Genomic DNA, 14776 nt, shown 5'->3' with positions numbered 1-14776 from the left:
GCTTGCTCAGCGCAGCAACGGCCGTGGGAACTACAGCGTGCAATCCTGTGCCTGCTTGCCGGCAATAAAGCGGGTAGTGGCTTGCTCGAAACAGGCCGGTGCCGTCCACAGGATGAAATGCGGGGCATTCTGCACGGTGGACAGGGCCACCTTGCCCGCCTTGCGCTGCGTCAAAGCCTGCACTTGCGCCTGCGCGCCAGCGTACGGCGTTTTCGGGTCCAGGGTTCCCTGCAGCACGAGGGTGGGCGGCACTTTTGCCGGCAGGGCGCCGAAATAGGCGTCGCGGGGGTAGGTGGGCAAGCCGCCGCCCAGCAGGATGCGGGGCAGGGGACTGGTCAACAGCAAGTCCGCCTCTTCGCGCTCGAGGTCGGCGGCTGTCCAGTCGGGGCGCAAGGAAGGCTGCAGATTGTTTTCCGAATTGCTGATGATGCTGACCAGCGGAATCGACAGCGGCGACTGGGGATAGCTGCCCAGGCTGGCCGCCGCGTCCGCCAATGTGGCACGCACGGCAGCCAGTTCCGTCTCGCCGCCCCGGTCCAGGTCGTGCAGCAGGTAGGGGATGCGGGCGCGGGCGGCCGGCACGTCGAGCATGCCGCCCAGGAAGTTTTTCAGGTTCTTGCCGGGAATCTTCGCCAGCAGGGCGAGATCGGCTTGCGCCTTGTCCAGCACGCGGCGGTACAAGGCTTCGGCCGGCTCGCCCAATGCCGCATGGCAAGCCGCATCCGCATCGCAACGGGCCAGCACCTGCAGGCCGACCTGGTTGACCACCTGCGAACGCTGGCTCAAGTCCCAACGCGCATCCGTTTGCGGTGGCACCAAGGAGTCGAAAATCACGCCTTTGACTGGCAGCGGCCCCAGCTGCAAGGTGCGCAAGACCAGCTGCGTGCCGTACGACACACTGTATACATACGCGGGCGGCTGCTTGTGCTTGCTCCGTTCGCCCTCGATCAAGGCTTTCAAGTCAAGCGCGGCCGTCGTGATGGAAAACTGGCCCGCGTATTCCGGCGTCAAGTTGATGCCCTTGAAGCAGCTGGCCCATTCGGCGCCGGCCAGCGCGCGGCCGCCGGGACTTTGTTCCGATTCCTCCACCTTGCACAGGCGCGACGAGTGGCCCGTGCCGCGGTGGTCGGGGATCAGGAATTCGAAACCGGGAAAGCTGCGGCGCAGGGTGGGCAGCAGGCTGTAGAACGCAGCGCCCGATTCGCCGGGGCCGCCCGCCACCAGCCACAGCGTGCCCTTGGCGGGCTTGCCGGCAGGCACATCGGCGGCAAACTTGCGCACGAAGACGTGCATGGCATCCGCGTCGCCGACGGCGCGGCCCTGGGCATCGTAGCTGCCGGGCACGTTCAAGCCCGAGCACAGGCTGCCGGACACGGCCGTATCGGAGCAAGGCGTGAAGAACATCGGTTCGGCGTGCAGGGAGGTGTCTGCCAGCAGCGTGGCCAGCAGGGTCAAACGGGGCAGCAAGGTCATCGGCTACTTTGGCGAAGGTGAAGATCAGCCGCCAAAGTAGCGTTTTTTACACCAATTGTCCAGATGGAAATATTTCTACACGGGACTATGTTTGCTTCTTATTGCGCAACAGGCGCAAGCCATTGGCCACCACCAGCAGGCTGGCGCCCACGTCGGCGAACACGGCCATCCACAGGGTCGCCATGCCGGCCAGGGCCAGGCCGAAGAACACGGCCTTGATGCCGATGGCAAAGCTGATGTTTTGCACGAGGATGCTGCGCGTGCGCTGGCTCAGGCTGATGAATTCAGGCAACTTGCCCAGTTCATCGTCCATCAGGGCCACGTCCGCCGTTTCGATGGCCGTGTCGCTGCCGGCCGCGCCCATGGCAAAGCCGATGTCGGCCTGCGCCAGGGCCGGGGCGTCGTTGACGCCGTCGCCCAGCATGGCCACCACGCCAAACTGCTGCTGCAAGGCCTTGATTTCATCGAGCTTGTTTTCAGGCAGCAATTCCGCCTTGACCAGGCTCACGCCGACGTCAAACGCGATGCGCTGCGCCGTCAGCAGATTGTCTCCCGTCAGCATGACGGTCGTCACGCCCAGCGCATTCAGGCGGGCAATGGCGGACGCGGCCGTCGGACGCAGCACGTCGGCCACGGCGATCACACCCAGCGCACCGCTTGAGGTGGCCAGCACCATGGCCGTGTAGGCTTGCTGTTCCAGCCGTGCCAGGATGGCTTGCAGTGCCGGCGTCAAGACTTTCAATTCCGTCATCAGGCGTGCGTTGCCCAGATAATAGGTCTGGCCATCGATATTGCCTTGCACGCCGCGTCCATGCAGGGCGGCAAACTGGGTGACGGGCAAGTGGCTGCCGGCGGGCGGACCCGCCTTGACGATGGCGGCGGCCAGCGGGTGGGCCGAGTTGGCGTCCAGGCTGGCGGCCAGCAGCAGGATGGTGTCGCGGTCGCTGCCCTCCAGGGCCACCACATCCGTGACGGCCGGCTTGCCCATGGTCAAGGTGCCCGTCTTGTCGACGGCGATGGCCTTGATCCGATAACCCGTTTCCAGGAATTGTCCGCCTTTCACCAGAATGCCGCGCCGCGCGGCCGCTGTCAGGCCGCTGACCACGGTGACGGGCGTGGAAATGACGAGCGCGCAAGGGCAGGCGATCACCAGCATCACCAAGGCCTTGTAGACCCAGGCCATGAAGGGCTGGCCCAGCAGCAAGGGCGGCAGCACGGCCACGAGGATGGCGAAGACGACCACGGCAGGCGTGTAGTAGCGGGCGAAATTGTCGACAAAGCGCTGCGTGGGCGCCTGCTTGCCCTGGGTTTCCTCGATCACCTTGACGATCTTGGCCAGGGTGCTGTTGCCGCTGTTGGCCGTCACGGTGACGTCGAGCAAACCCCGTTCATTGATGGTGCCCGCATACACGACGTCGCCCACGGCCTTGTCCACCGGCATGCTTTCACCGGTGATCGGCGCCTGGTTGACGGACGATTCGCCGCTGGCCACGACGCCATCGAGGGCGATGCGCTCGCCCGGTTTCACGCGCATGGTCGCGCCGATGGCCACGGTGGCGACGGATACTTGCTGCCAGGCGCCGCTGGCGTCGGCGACGGTCGCCGAGTCGGGCGCCAGCTGCATCAGACTGTGCACGGCGTTGCGCGCGCGGTTCAGGGACAATCCCTCGATCAGCTCGGCGATGGCGAACAGGAAGATGACCATGGCCGCTTCCGGCCACTGGCCGATGGCGATGGCGCCGAAAACCGCCAGGCTCATCAGGAAGTTGATGTTCAGGGTGAAGGTTTTCAGGGCAATCCAGCCCTTTTTCAGGGTCGGCCAGCCGCCCGTGGCGATCGACAGCAGGGCCAGGGCGATGACGAGGGGCGAACTGTCTTCATGCGTGGTCCACGCCAGCGCTTCGGCGCCGGCAGCAGCCAGACCGGAAACGACCAGCAATCCTTTTTGCAGGCCGGACAGGCTGCCTTCGTCCGGGTCGCGCGCGACGGCCGCGTCCGCTTCCATGGGAATGGCCTGCATGCCGATGCCGTGCAGGGCCGCTTCCACCGTGGCCAGCGAGGGCAGGGTGTGGTGCACGTCGAGCACGCGGTTCATCAGGTTGAAATCGAGGCCCACGACGCCCGCCATATTCGCCAGCTTGTTGCGGATCAAGCGTTCTTCCGTGGGGCAATCCATGTTGGCGATGCGGTATTTGGCCGTGCTCGCGCCCGCGATGGCCGCGCTGGGCAGCGCTGGACCAGACGGGGCCGCAGGCGTGGACGAGCACGCATGCTGGCTGGAACAGCAACTGGCCGCCTTGGGTGCATGCTGATGCTCATGGTCGTGCTTGTGCTCGTGGGTATGATCGTGGCTATCGTGCGGCATCGCATTCGTCCTTCCGGTTTCGTGTATGCTTCCATTAGAAACCCTGTAGCCGCTACAGGGTCAAGCGGAATTTGCACGAAAGAATGAAAAAGGGGATGCCATGCGTATCGGAGAACTGGCCAAACGGACAGATTGTGACGTGGAAACCGTGCGTTACTATGAAAAGGCGGGCTTGCTGCAGGAACCGGGGCGCAACAGCGCCGGCTACCGCGAATACCGCGAAGAACACCAGGAACGGCTGCAATTCATCCGCCATTGCCGCTCCTTGCAGATCGGCTTGACCGATATCCGCGCCTTGCTGGAATTTAAGAACAATCCGGCCGAAGGCTGCCAGAGCGTCAACGAATTGCTCGACCACCATATCCTGCGCATCGCCGAGCAGATGGCAAATTTGCAAACCCTGCAGCAGCAGCTGGTGACCTTGCGCCACCAGTGCGACCAGCCGCAGCCGTCGCAAGACTGCGCGATTCTGCAAAACCTGTCCGAGGCCGCCAGCGGCCACGACTGCGCCTGCCATACCGAACTCCCACAATCCCATTGATTCATGTTGAAACTGTTACCTGCAAGAACTTTATTCACCTTGTCCCTGCTGTCGCCGCTGAGCCATGCGGCAGATGTTCCCGCCGCCGCCGGCCACTACCTGACCCTGTACGCCGCCCCCGGCGTGCCGCAAGACGATGATCCGTACACCTGGAGCACGGTGGGCGGCAAGCAACTGACAAAGGGCGTGACCAAGGCGGACGGCCGAGCCTATCTCAAGGCAGAAGAGGGCGAAGAGACGTATGTCCTGGAAACGGTCAGCATGCGCTGGACGTTCACGGTGCCGGCTCGCTGCTGGCAAGAAGCGCCTGCCGCCTTCCAGTCATGCCTGAAACTCAAGCAAAGCGCCAGCCAATACGATATCCAGCACGATGCGGAAAAACTGGCCAGAGAGAAAGATCAACAGGCCAAGGCGGTAGCCTACGAGCTGGCGGTGCGGGCCAACGACGATGCGCTGGCCTGGCTGGGCAAATTGCCGCCGCAGTGGTCCGTACAGGAACACGCCAGACGCCTGCTGGCCATCGGCGACAAGATCGAGCGGCATATCGCCAGCGGCTTGCGGCAAGGCGGCCCCGATGCGCGCCAGTTTGTCTGCAAGGCGCCCACGGCCTACGGCGCGTTGCCGCAGCAGCAAGCTGTGCTGGCCTATCAGCTGCAGCCGCGGCCCGTGCCGCACGCCGGTGCCGCCTGGGACCAGCTGCTTGCGGCTGCCGCGCAGGGCAACTGGATGGCGCGCCTGGAAGTGTATGAGGCGCTGGCGGAGCGCAAGGTGAGCGAACTGAGCTATGTGGAGCAGGCGCGCCTGGTGCAATTGATGGAATGGCTGCAGCAACGCGAAATCGCCGGCCTGTACAGCTTTTTCAGCGCCCGTACCCTTGGCGATGGTGCCACGCAAGACCGCGTGGCACGCCTGGCCGCCATGCAGGGCAGCGTTGCCGATCAGAGCGTCGTCGGGACGCTGCTGCAGGACGAGGACGATCCGGCACTGGCGGCGGCAGGCAAGCGGATGCTCGACTGCGCGGCAGCGGCCATGCGGTCGCCGCGCTAACGCGGCAGCAGCGGCGGGCCGCCGTCGCCCAGGCGGAAGGCGTCGACCACGCGCAATAGATCATGCGCCTGGTCCTGCATGCTTTGCGCGGCGGCGGCCGATTGCTCGACCAGGGCAGCATTGCGCTGGGTCAATTCGTCCATTTCCGTGATGGCATTGTTGACTTCCTCGATGCCCTTGCTCTGGCGCTGGCTGGCCGCCGTGATGTCGTTCATGATCTCCGTCACCTGCTGAACGGAGGCGACGATATCGCCCATGGTGCGCCCCGCGCTGTCGGCCAGCTCGCTGCCCGTTTCTATTCTGGCAACGGAATCCTCGATCAGCTGCTTGATTTCGCGCGCCGCCGTGGCCGAGCGCTGCGCCAGGCCCCGCACTTCCGTGGCGACGACGGCGAAGCCGCGCCCCTGTTCGCCCGCGCGCGCCGCTTCCACGGCCGCGTTCAAGGCGAGGATATTGGTCTGGAAGGCAATGCCGTCGATGACGGCGATGATGTCGACGATGCGCCCGGAACTGGCCTTGATCGAGCCCATCGTCTCAACCACCTGGCCCACGACGCGGCCGCCTTCCAGCGCCACGTTCGAGGTCGACAGCACCATCTGGTTGGCCTGGTGCGCATGGCTGGCGTTTTCCTTCACGGTATCGGTCAGCGCATGCATGGACGAGGCTGTTTCCTGCAAGGAATGCGCTTGCGACTCCGTACGGGCCGACAAGTCCGCATTGCCGAGGGCGATTTCGCTCGCTTCCACCGTGATGGTGGAGCCTGCCTGGCGTATCTCGCCCAATAAAGTGTTCCAGTTTTTCAAGACGGTAGCCAGCGCCCGCGACAGCTTGCCCACCTCATCGTCGCTCCGGGCGTCGATGTGCGTGGTCAGGTCGCCGGCCGCCAGGCTTTCAGCGGCGCGGCACGCCTCGTCGATGGGGCGCACGACGGAGCGCGCCACCCAGGTGGCAATCAGGGCCAGCAGGGCAAAGCCGACAGCCATGGTGCCCAGCGACAGCCAGCCGGCGCGCTGGCCCGCATTTTTTGTCTCTTGCAGCGCGTCGACCGTGCGGTGGTCGAGGTTGAGCAGCACCTGGCGCAGTTGCCCGCTCACTTGCTGGTAGTGCCCGGCGGCATTTTGCATCGCCGCCACGCCCGTATTCGGGTCCATCGAGGCCAGGTCCAGCGCCTGCGCCACGCTGGCACGGTAGCGCTCGACACCGGGCAGCGCCTGGCCCGCTTCCGTGGCGGCGCCCGAGAATTGCTTGAGTTCCTTCAAGCCTTGCGCGATGGCATTGAGCTGGCGATCCGTTTGCGCGCCGAACTGCTTGAACTGTTCGTCCGACAGGCTGGCGGCGATGGCGATCTTCGCATACACGTCGGCGTGTACCTGACCCAGGGCAATGGCTTGCTGGTTGGCAAGCCGCTCGGCCGTCAAGGTCACGTCTTTCAAGTCGCGCATGCGGCTTTCGTTTTGCTGCATGGCGAAATAGGACAAGGCCCCCATGGCCAGCAGGCAAGCCAGCGCGACCACCGGGACGATCAACATCTTCTGTGCGATTTTCACATGAGGCCCATATCGTTGAGAAATTCGTTGAGAGATCGGTGTGCCATCCCGGCGCTGGCGGCGCGGCGGCGGCTACAGGTAGATGCCGCCGCAGACGACGGTCTCGGCGAGTTTCTCGCAATACATTACCTTCGGCTCGATCTTCTTGGTTTCCGGATTCGTGAATTTGTATTCCTGCCAGAACGTGCCCTTGCTCTTGGCCAGGTCGACTCGTTCCTTCACAAAAGCCTTGCCATCAATATCCTTCAGCTCGATCAAGTTCTTGCCGACCATTTTCGGATTGGCGCCATGCGCAACCACCGTCCCGTCGAGTTTATAGACGACCAGGTACAGGTCGTGCAGGATGAATTGCGGCGACTTGGCCGTGATGTCGCCATACGCCTTGGCGTCGCCGGCGCTCTTGATGTAGGACACGCCTTTCTTGACCATGGCTTCCGCGTCGGCGCGCGTGGCGCCGCCTTCGGCAGCGCTGGCGATACAGGGCAGCATGCCGGCGGCAAGCATGACCGACAGGCAAATGGCAGGGGCGAACTTGGGCATGAGAATCTCCTTCACATTGCGGCAGGGGAAAGCCGGCGGGGAACCGGTGCGGTGAGGCGGCGCCTATCGAAGTGCCGACGTTTCATAGTAGCGCGATGCCAGCAGACATGCGCTGGTGCAACAGATTTTTTTTGAATGGGGCGTTTTTGCAACGTTGCGTGCACACGGCCGCAATCGCATCCACAGAGGGAAAGTGAGAGCGCAGACTAGCGTATCGATAGTGTGGTGCGGGCGCCGCGTTACCAGCTGGCCGGGTCTTCCGCCGCCGCGCGCGCCAGGTCGTCGTGCCAATCTTGCTGCACCAGGCGGTAGATATCGGCAAAGAAGGCGCGCGGATCGGCCATCTCATCCCACAAGGCAGGCAGGGCATTCGTGCTTTCCGGGTCATGTTCGAGGATGGCCTGGAAATCATAGCCGGGGTCTTGCAGCGCCTGCGCCAGCACGGCCACCAGCGCATGGCGGTGGCGATAGCTGAGTTCCTTGTATTGCGACGTGATGTCGCGCCGTATCAGGGCAGCGCGCTGGAGCGGGTCGTTCATGTCCCATAGGTCCAGTTCCACGCCCAAGGTTTCTTCGCGGTCATACACGTCGAAGGGGCCGAGAAAATGGTGGAGTGTAGGAATGTAGGGAGCATCGCTCCAGGGGCCGCGCAGCATGGGACTCTTTCGTTTGATTGCTAAATGATCACGCGCATTCGGGCAAGGTCCAGCTTTCGTCGCCCATGTCCGTCGGGTAGATGGCGCGGGTCTGGTTCTGGCCCCAGCGCGCATGGTCGAGGATACCGTCTTCATGCATGTCCAGCACCCATTCCGTGCTTTCCAGCAAGGTGCCATCCTTGTGGTAGACGCGGAAGAAGGTGGAAGTGCTGAGGGCGCGCACGATGTTCTGCGGCACGCCGTTGCCGTAGTGGGGTACGTAGGTATTGATCACGCACGTGCGCTGATCGTTCCATTCCTGGGCATATACGCTGGCATTGCGCGCCGCGCTCACTTTGATGAAGAGCCAGCCTGCCAGCACGAGGATGAGCAGGAAGGCGGCGGCGATCAGGCCGGTTTTCTTGAGTAGCTGCATGAGGTCATGGCATGGCCAAAAACGAAGTTGCCGCATTGTATGTCAATAGCAGATATGCTTGCCGTACGGCACGTACAGCAAGCATATCCCCGCTAATTGCCGGTAACTTGGCTATTGACTTGGCTATTTGCCCACCGCCGTGTGCAGGGTATTGGCCATGTCCAGATGATGTTGCAACGCTGGCAAGGTCTTCGCGGCAAAGGCCTTGATGTCGGGATCGCTCGCCTTCTGGCTGGCATCCGTGAACAGTTTCACCGCCTCCTTGTGCGCCGCCACGCCGATGGTGGCCGCATATTCCTTGTCAAACTGCGCGCCTTCCAGGCGGCTCAGCTTGTCGATCTGCGCCCGGTGCTTCTTGCCGGGCTGGTCGCTGATCTCGATCTGCTTGCTGCTGGCCAGCTGTTTCAGCTCATCCGCCACTTTCGTGTGATCGGTGACCATGGCATCGGCGAATTTCTTCACTTCCGCATTGCTGCTCTTGCTTTGCGCGACTTTGCTGGCGGCAATTTCCGTGCTGCCAGCGTCGGCGGCCTTGCTGAGGAATTGCTTGTCGTACGCGCCCGGCGCCGCGGCGGCGATGCTGTTGATGGCGATGCCGCTCAATAAGGCAACGGCGGCGCCGATGGCCACGCTTTTGAAGGACGGGGCACGGGAGCTGGTGGTCGGGATAGGCATGGGAAATCCTTTCGAGTGTGGTTTTTTCTACAAGCTGATGACAATGTTAAGCCAGCAGCCTGCGCACACCCATAGGACAGTCGCGATCATGCCCGTAGGATTAGTCCTGTTCGTTAGCGCACAGTTCGACTTGCTTCAGGGCAAATAAGGCGGCAATACCGGCATCGCGGCGCCACGCGGGCATGCCGATATCGAGCCATTCCGCCATCGCGTCCAGGTGCGACGGTTCCGAGACGCTGTGTTCGAGTTCGTCAAGCACCGTGTCGCGGTCGATATACATGCTATCCAGCCACGCGTCGAATGAAGGCGCCAGTTCCATCAGGCCATGGGCGCGCTTGCCCGTCCACTCCGGCAACTCCTGCACATACGCCAGCACGCGGCCGCCGCCTTCCTCCGTCAGATCCAGATAAACCATGGAATTGCCGCCATCGCGGGCGAACGGCAGGATGCGCACCGGCATGTCCGTATGCTTGCGCGCCGCGCGGATTTCGCCGACCAAGGTTTCGTCGCAGAAATCGCCTTCGTCGGCGCTGAAAAAGGTATTGAAGCCCATTTTTTCCACGCCGCCATTGCCGTCCGGCACATCGCAGGTGTAATCAAACCAGGCGCCGTTGGCCACTTGCAAGAACGCCAGGAAGGCGGGCGGCAACGGCGCTTCCAGCAGGGCTTCGATGGCGGCGAGCTGCTGCGCCGTGGGGGCGGGCTTGGCGCCCTCGAGCGCCAGGTGGCGGTATTGCGTGTAATAAGTCATTGATTATCCTTGTAGTTTCCTGCGGCCGCCACGCTATCCTTGCAGCCCGTCTCCACCTTGGCCAGCGCATCGACGAGTCCGGCCCGCAGCACGGCCATCGAGCGGGCCTTGTCGTCGATCTGCGCGATTTTCGTTTCCAGCATGGCCCGCTTGGTTTGCGCATCGAGCGCATTTTCCTGCCATACGGCAATGACCTCGGCGATTTCCTTCAAGGTAAAGCCCAGCGCCTTGGCGTGGCCGATCAGCTCGATGCGGCGCAAGGCTTGCGCCGAATATTCCTTGTAGTTATTCGTCAGGCCCGGCTGCGGCGCTTCGTCCAGCAGCCCCTGGCGCTCGTAAAAGCGCACCGTATCCTTGCTGACGCCCGTCAGGCGGGTGATTTCTCCGATACGCATCGATTCCCCTTGACCGTGGACTAAAGTCTACAGTTTACAGTAGAAACACTTTCAACTACACACCGCTGCCATGACCGCCATCAACTACACCAACCAGACCGTGCTGATCACGGGCGCCTCGTCAGGCATCGGCCGCGTCTTTGCGGAAACCCTGGCCGCGCGCGGCGCCCATTTGCTGCTGCTGGCCCGCTCCGGCGCCGTGCTCGACAGCCTGGCCAAGGAACTGTCCCAGCGCCACGGCATCCGCGCCCACGCGCTGGTGGCCGACCTGAGCCTGCCTGGCGCCGCCGCACAAGCCCATGCGCAGGCTTGCGCGCTGGGCATGCCGCCCGACGTACTGATCAATAACGCGGGTTTCGCCACGCATGGCCGCTTCGAAAGCATCGCCCTGGCGCGGCAAGTCGATGAAGTGACCGTCAATTGCACGGCCCTGATGGAAATGACGCACTGCGCCTTGCCGCACATGCTGGCGCAAAAGCGGGGCGCCATCATCAACGTGGCGTCCACGGCGGCCCTGCAGCCCGATCCCTACATGGCGGTCTACGGCGCCAGCAAGGCTTTCGTGCTGTCGCTCTCGGAAGCGCTGTGGGCGGAAAACCGCAGCCGCGGCGTGCGCGTGCTGGCCCTGTGCCCGGGCGCCACGGACACGGCTTTCTTCGATGTCGTGGCCGCGCCCGAAGCGGCCGTGGGCAAGCGCATGGCGCCGCAAGCCGTCGTCGACGAAGCGCTGCGCGCGCTGGACCGGGGCCGCAGCAGCCACGTGGCGGGCCGCCCGAACCGGCTGCTGGCCTGGTTGCCGCGCTTGCTGCCGCGCCAGACCGTGCTGGGCATCGTGGAAGGCATGCTCAAGCCGAAGGCGGCCTAGGCATCAAAAGATCATGGTGGCGAACATGGCCAGCACGGCCGTCGCCATGACGATGGTCGACAGCCAGCCCAGCGCCCGCAGGCGGCGCGAAATGGTCAATGTGCCCATGATGGCGGGGCGCGAGGCCATCACCATCATCAGGGCCATGATCGGCACGGAAATGACGCCGTTGATGACGGCGCTCCAGTACAGGGCCTTGATGGGGTCGAGTGGCGAAAAGCACAGGGCGGCGCCGATCACGGTGGCCGTGACGATGATGGCGTAAAACTTCTTGGCGGCCCGGGGCGCCAGTTCCAGGCTGTTTTTCCAGTGAAAGGCGCCGGCCATGGCGTAGGCGGCCGAGCCGGCCAGCACGGGAATGGCCAGCAAGCCCGTGCCGATGATGCCCAGGCTGAACAGCGCGAAGGCGAAGTCGCCCGCGATGGGGCGCAGGGCGGAAGCGGCCTGGGCGGACGTATCGATGTGCGTGATGCCTTGCGCGCCCAGGGTCACGGCCGTCGTCAGCATGATGAAGAAGGCCACCAGGTTGGAAAAGCCCATGCCGATAGCCGTGTCCATCTTGATGCGCTGGAATTGCCGTGGCGCCTGTTCCGGCGCACGGCGCAAGGCTTGCGCGCCAGCGTCCGCCTGCAAGTCTTCCACTTCCTGCGAGGCTTGCCAAAAGAATAAATAGGGGCTGATCGTGGTGCCGAACACGGCCACGATCATGGTCACCGAGGCGGCCGACCAGGCGAACCGGGGCCAGACCGTGCGCAGCGCCACTTCACCCCAGGGAATGTGCACGGTCAGCACGGTGGCCACATAGGCCAGCAAGCCCAGGGTCAGCCATTTCAGGATGCGCACGTACTGTTGATACGGAATAAAAACTTGCAGCAGCAGCGACAGCAGGCCGAAGCCGGCGGCGTACAGGTGCGTGGGGCCGCCGATGATCAGGGTCAGGGCATCGCCCATGGCGGCCACGTCGGCGGCGATATTGATGACATTGGCCAGCAGCAACAAGCTGACGATGGCGTACAGCAAGGATTTCGGATAGTGGCGGCGGATGTTCGTTGCCAGCCCATGCCCGCTGACCCGCCCGATCTTGGCGCTGATGACCTGGATGCCCAGCATCAGGGGAAACGTCAGGCACACCGTCCACAGCATGCCGAAACCGAACTGGGCGCCCGCCTGCGAATACGTGGCGATGCCGCTGGGGTCGTCATCGGCCGCGCCCGTAATCAGGCCGGGGCCCAGCTTGCCCAGCCAGGTGTCGGATGGGTCGGCCCGGCCGCTGTCGGTCTGCATGCGTCGCTCCTGCGTGATGGAGCGAGCAGCGTATCACAGGCGGGCGGCGTCCAGAAGGGCGCCGCCCGGAAAATTCACGCGTCAGTAGCGCGCATCCTTCGGCTTGCCGCCCTTGGGCCAATCCTTGACCTTGTCGGGGAAGTCCGGACGGGGCATGTGCGTAAAATATTCGGCCACGTCGACGGCGTCCTGGTCGGACAGGTTGCCTTGTCCCAGCGGGAATTTCTGGCCGTGGCCCATCACCATATTGGCCTTGACGAAGCCGGCCGCCGTGTAGGTGCGGGCCATGCCGGCGCCAATGTTGAAGGAACGGTCACCCCACAGCGGCGGGAAGGCGACGACGCCGTTGGCGCCACGGATGCCTTCGCCATTCGCGCCATGGCAGACGGCGCATTGCTCGGCATACACTTTTTTGCCATGCACGGGATCGGGCAGCAGAGCGCGGTCGATCTTCGCCACGCCGCGTCCCGCCACCTTGTCGCCCGCCTGCGTGGCGCCCTTCATCCAGTCGATGTAGGCGACCATCGCCTGCAAGTCGGGGCCGTCCACGGGCAGAGGCTTGCCGTGCATGGAGCGGCGGAAGCAGCCGTTGATGCGCTCTCCCAGGCTGATGACCTTGCCGGCGCGCGGTGCTTCCGACGGGAAGAAGGCGGAAATGCCGAGGAAGGGCGAACCGTTGGCCACGGTGCCGCCATTCAGGTGGCAGCTGCTGCAATTGAGGTCGTTGCCCACGTTTTGCGGCAGCCGGGCCCGTGTTTCCGTCATCAGCTGCATGCCGTGAATCAATTGACTGGCGTTCGGATCGGCCGTCAGGGCGGCGAAGCGGGGCGTGACGAAGCCGCCCGCGTCCGGCGCCTTGAGCTTGAGCTCCTTGCGCACTTTGGCGATCTGCGCCGGGGTCACGGGTGCGCCCTGGTTGCCCCACTTGCCGCGCACAAAGGTGAGGATTTCCGCCAGTTCCGTGTCCGCCAGGCGGTCATACGCGGGCATGCCGAACGAGCGGGGCGAGTGCTGCGTGACGGCCGACTGCCAGCCCGTCAGCGCGATATGGATGACGGAGGTGGCGTCTTTCGATTGCACCGAGTCGTTCTGCGCCAGCGGCGGGAAGATGTTTTCCACGCCACGGCCGTCGCGGCGGTGGCAGGTGGCGCAGAACTGCAGGTAGCCGAGGCCGCCCCGCGTGTTGTACAGGGCATCGTTGCTGGCCGCCGCGAGGGCTGCCGTCTTTTTGGGTGGCGCGGCCGCCCCGTCCTTGGCGGGCAAGCCGTGCAGGTAGTGCGCCAGCGCGTCGAGGTCGGCATCCGTGAAGTACTGCGTGCTGTGCGTGATGACTTCCGTCATGCTGCCGGCCGCCGTGCCGAAGCTGTTGCGGCCCGTTTTCAGCAATTGCACGATGTCGCCCGGCGTCCACAGATTGCGCAGGTTCACCGCATGCCAGCCGTCGAAGGTAAAACCGGACAGGTAATGCTTGCCGCTGCCGCCATCCTGGCCCATGGTTTTTTCCTGGAACGCCACGCCGCGCGGCGTGTGGCAGGAGCCGCAATGGCCCAGCCCTTGGGCCAGGTAGCTGCCCCGGTTCCACTGGGCCGACTTGGCGCTGTCGGGCTTGAATGGCGCGTCGTCGAGGAAGACGGCGTTCCACAGCGACAAGCCCCAGCGCATGCTGAACGGCCATTTCATGTCCGTTTCGCGGTTTTGCTGCGCCACGGGTGCCACGCCGCGCTGCAGATAGGCGTACAGGGCCTGCATGTCGTCGGGCGTGATCTTCGCGTAGGAAGGGTAGGGCATGGCCGGGTACAGATTGTGGCCGTCCGCCGCCACGCCCTTGCGCATGGCGCGGTCGAACTGGGCAAACGTGTACGTGCCCAGGCCCGTCTTCGCGTCCGGCGTGATATTCGTGCTGTAGATGGTGCCGAGCGGCGTTTTCAGTTCCAGGCCGCCGGCCATGGCGGCGCCGTTCGGGCTCGTGTGGCAGGCCACGCAGTCGCCAAGGCGGGCGACGTATTCGCCGCGTTTGATCAGCTCGGCCGAGGCTGCGGGCATCCTGGCGGGCGCGGCGGCGGGTGCCGCCCTGGCGTTGGCGCAGAAGCCCAGCATGCCCAGAAGCATTGCCGCCAGCCAGGCAGTGATCGAAAAGGAAAAAGCGGGAGGGCGGCGCGAACCGCGGTGCAGGATGGAAATGGAGTTCATGGTGACCCTTTATTATTACGCGCAAGCTTACG

14 protein-coding genes are annotated in these 14776 nt (G+C 64.1%); 3 read left to right on the top strand and 11 right to left on the bottom strand.

The window, feature by feature from the left end; all coding sequences use genetic code 11:
• Positions 1–30 precede the first annotated feature (30 nt).
• Positions 31–1473, bottom strand: a complete 1443-nt coding sequence (locus tag OX462_RS14170; RefSeq protein WP_409026327.1) for an alpha/beta fold hydrolase — start codon at positions 1471–1473, stop codon at positions 31–33.
• Between the two features lie 85 nt (positions 1474–1558).
• Positions 1559–3838, bottom strand: a complete 2280-nt coding sequence (locus tag OX462_RS14165) for a heavy metal translocating P-type ATPase (protein WP_409026326.1) — start codon at positions 3836–3838, stop codon at positions 1559–1561.
• A gap of 100 nt (positions 3839–3938) precedes the next feature.
• Between OX462_RS14165 and cadR the strand changes: the two genes are divergently transcribed.
• Positions 3939–4379: a Cd(II)/Pb(II)-responsive transcriptional regulator gene (gene cadR / locus OX462_RS14160; protein ID WP_070218780.1), complete on the top strand. Its 441-nt coding sequence runs from the start codon at positions 3939–3941 to the stop codon at positions 4377–4379.
• Positions 4380–4382: 3 nt separating this feature from the next.
• A complete protein-coding gene (locus OX462_RS14155) occupies positions 4383–5426 on the top strand; it encodes a hypothetical protein (RefSeq protein WP_409026325.1) in 1044 nt (347 codons plus the stop codon).
• Here the strand turns inward: OX462_RS14155 and OX462_RS14150 are convergent.
• The 7 genes from OX462_RS14150 to OX462_RS14120 form a co-directional block, all read right to left on the bottom strand.
• Positions 5423–6955: a methyl-accepting chemotaxis protein gene (locus OX462_RS14150; RefSeq protein ID WP_070218782.1), complete on the bottom strand. Its 1533-nt coding sequence runs from the start codon at positions 6953–6955 to the stop codon at positions 5423–5425. The genes OX462_RS14155 and OX462_RS14150 overlap by 4 nt on opposite strands.
• 90 nt (positions 6956–7045) lie before the next feature.
• Positions 7046–7513 (bottom strand): cache domain-containing protein, encoded by a 468-nt coding sequence (locus OX462_RS14145; RefSeq protein WP_083287192.1) that lies wholly within the window; start codon positions 7511–7513, stop codon positions 7046–7048.
• 239 nt (positions 7514–7752) lie between these two features.
• Complete coding sequence (locus tag OX462_RS14140) at positions 7753–8169, bottom strand: hypothetical protein (RefSeq protein ID WP_409026324.1); 417 nt, start codon at positions 8167–8169, stop codon at positions 7753–7755.
• A 28-nt stretch (positions 8170–8197) separates the two neighbouring features.
• Entirely contained in the window at positions 8198–8584 is a 387-nt protein-coding gene (locus tag OX462_RS14135) for a hypothetical protein (RefSeq protein WP_070310750.1), read from the bottom strand.
• 123 nt (positions 8585–8707) lie between these two features.
• Positions 8708–9259: a DUF4142 domain-containing protein gene (locus OX462_RS14130; RefSeq protein ID WP_121669418.1), complete on the bottom strand. Its 552-nt coding sequence runs from the start codon at positions 9257–9259 to the stop codon at positions 8708–8710.
• 100 nt (positions 9260–9359) lie between these two features.
• Positions 9360–10010 carry an SMI1/KNR4 family protein gene (locus tag OX462_RS14125; protein WP_409026323.1) on the bottom strand — a complete coding sequence of 217 codons (651 nt, stop codon included), beginning with the start codon at positions 10008–10010 and terminating at the stop codon, positions 9360–9362.
• Positions 10007–10405 (bottom strand): MerR family transcriptional regulator, encoded by a 399-nt coding sequence (locus tag OX462_RS14120; RefSeq protein WP_121669420.1) that lies wholly within the window; start codon positions 10403–10405, stop codon positions 10007–10009. The genes OX462_RS14125 and OX462_RS14120 overlap by 4 nt, the downstream gene beginning before the upstream one ends.
• 70 nt (positions 10406–10475) lie before the next feature.
• Here OX462_RS14120 and OX462_RS14115 point away from each other — a divergent pair, with 70 nt between their 5' ends.
• Entirely contained in the window at positions 10476–11270 is a 795-nt protein-coding gene (locus tag OX462_RS14115) for an SDR family NAD(P)-dependent oxidoreductase (RefSeq protein WP_409026322.1), read from the top strand.
• A gap of 3 nt (positions 11271–11273) precedes the next feature.
• Here OX462_RS14115 and OX462_RS14110 read toward each other — a convergent pair whose 3' ends face one another.
• Together OX462_RS14110 and OX462_RS14105 are read right to left on the bottom strand one after the other, a co-directional pair.
• Complete coding sequence (locus OX462_RS14110; RefSeq protein ID WP_409026321.1) at positions 11274–12554, bottom strand: NRAMP family divalent metal transporter; 1281 nt, start codon at positions 12552–12554, stop codon at positions 11274–11276.
• Positions 12555–12635: 81 nt separating this feature from the next.
• The gene (locus OX462_RS14105; protein ID WP_409028749.1) at positions 12636–14663 is read right to left on the bottom strand and encodes a c-type cytochrome; all 2028 of its coding nucleotides are present in this window, start codon (positions 14661–14663) and stop codon (positions 12636–12638) included.
• Positions 14664–14776 lie beyond the last annotated feature (113 nt).

Source organism: Janthinobacterium aestuarii (assembly GCF_046113285.1).
Taxonomy (GTDB): Bacteria; Pseudomonadota; Gammaproteobacteria; order Burkholderiales; family Burkholderiaceae_D; genus Janthinobacterium.
Note: the sequence above shows the minus strand (reverse complement) of the source record. Positions and strands in the feature narration are given on the sequence as shown.

Excerpts from the sequence above, each read along its gene's own strand:
- OX462_RS14110 (WP_409026321.1), bottom strand. The coding sequence starts at position 12,554 with ATGCAGACCGACAGCGGCCGGGCCGACCCATCCGACACCTGGCTGGGC.
- OX462_RS14165 (WP_409026326.1), bottom strand. The coding sequence starts at position 3,838 with ATGCCGCACGATAGCCACGATCATACCCACGAGCACAAGCACGACCAT.
- cadR (WP_070218780.1), top strand. The coding sequence starts at position 3,939 with ATGCGTATCGGAGAACTGGCCAAACGGACAGATTGTGACGTGGAAACC.
- OX462_RS14135 (WP_070310750.1), bottom strand. The coding sequence starts at position 8,584 with ATGCAGCTACTCAAGAAAACCGGCCTGATCGCCGCCGCCTTCCTGCTC.
- OX462_RS14145 (WP_083287192.1), bottom strand. The coding sequence starts at position 7,513 with ATGCCCAAGTTCGCCCCTGCCATTTGCCTGTCGGTCATGCTTGCCGCC.
- OX462_RS14150 (WP_070218782.1), bottom strand. The coding sequence starts at position 6,955 with ATGTTGATCGTCCCGGTGGTCGCGCTGGCTTGCCTGCTGGCCATGGGG.
- OX462_RS14120 (WP_121669420.1), bottom strand. The coding sequence starts at position 10,405 with ATGCGTATCGGAGAAATCACCCGCCTGACGGGCGTCAGCAAGGATACG.
- OX462_RS14170 (WP_409026327.1), bottom strand. The coding sequence starts at position 1,473 with ATGACCTTGCTGCCCCGTTTGACCCTGCTGGCCACGCTGCTGGCAGAC.
- OX462_RS14155 (WP_409026325.1), top strand. The coding sequence starts at position 4,383 with ATGTTGAAACTGTTACCTGCAAGAACTTTATTCACCTTGTCCCTGCTG.
- OX462_RS14115 (WP_409026322.1), top strand. The coding sequence starts at position 10,476 with ATGACCGCCATCAACTACACCAACCAGACCGTGCTGATCACGGGCGCC.
- OX462_RS14130 (WP_121669418.1), bottom strand. The coding sequence starts at position 9,259 with ATGCCTATCCCGACCACCAGCTCCCGTGCCCCGTCCTTCAAAAGCGTG.
- OX462_RS14105 (WP_409028749.1), bottom strand. The coding sequence starts at position 14,663 with ATGCTTCTGGGCATGCTGGGCTTCTGCGCCAACGCCAGGGCGGCACCC.
- OX462_RS14140 (WP_409026324.1), bottom strand. The coding sequence starts at position 8,169 with ATGCTGCGCGGCCCCTGGAGCGATGCTCCCTACATTCCTACACTCCAC.
- OX462_RS14125 (WP_409026323.1), bottom strand. The coding sequence starts at position 10,010 with ATGACTTATTACACGCAATACCGCCACCTGGCGCTCGAGGGCGCCAAG.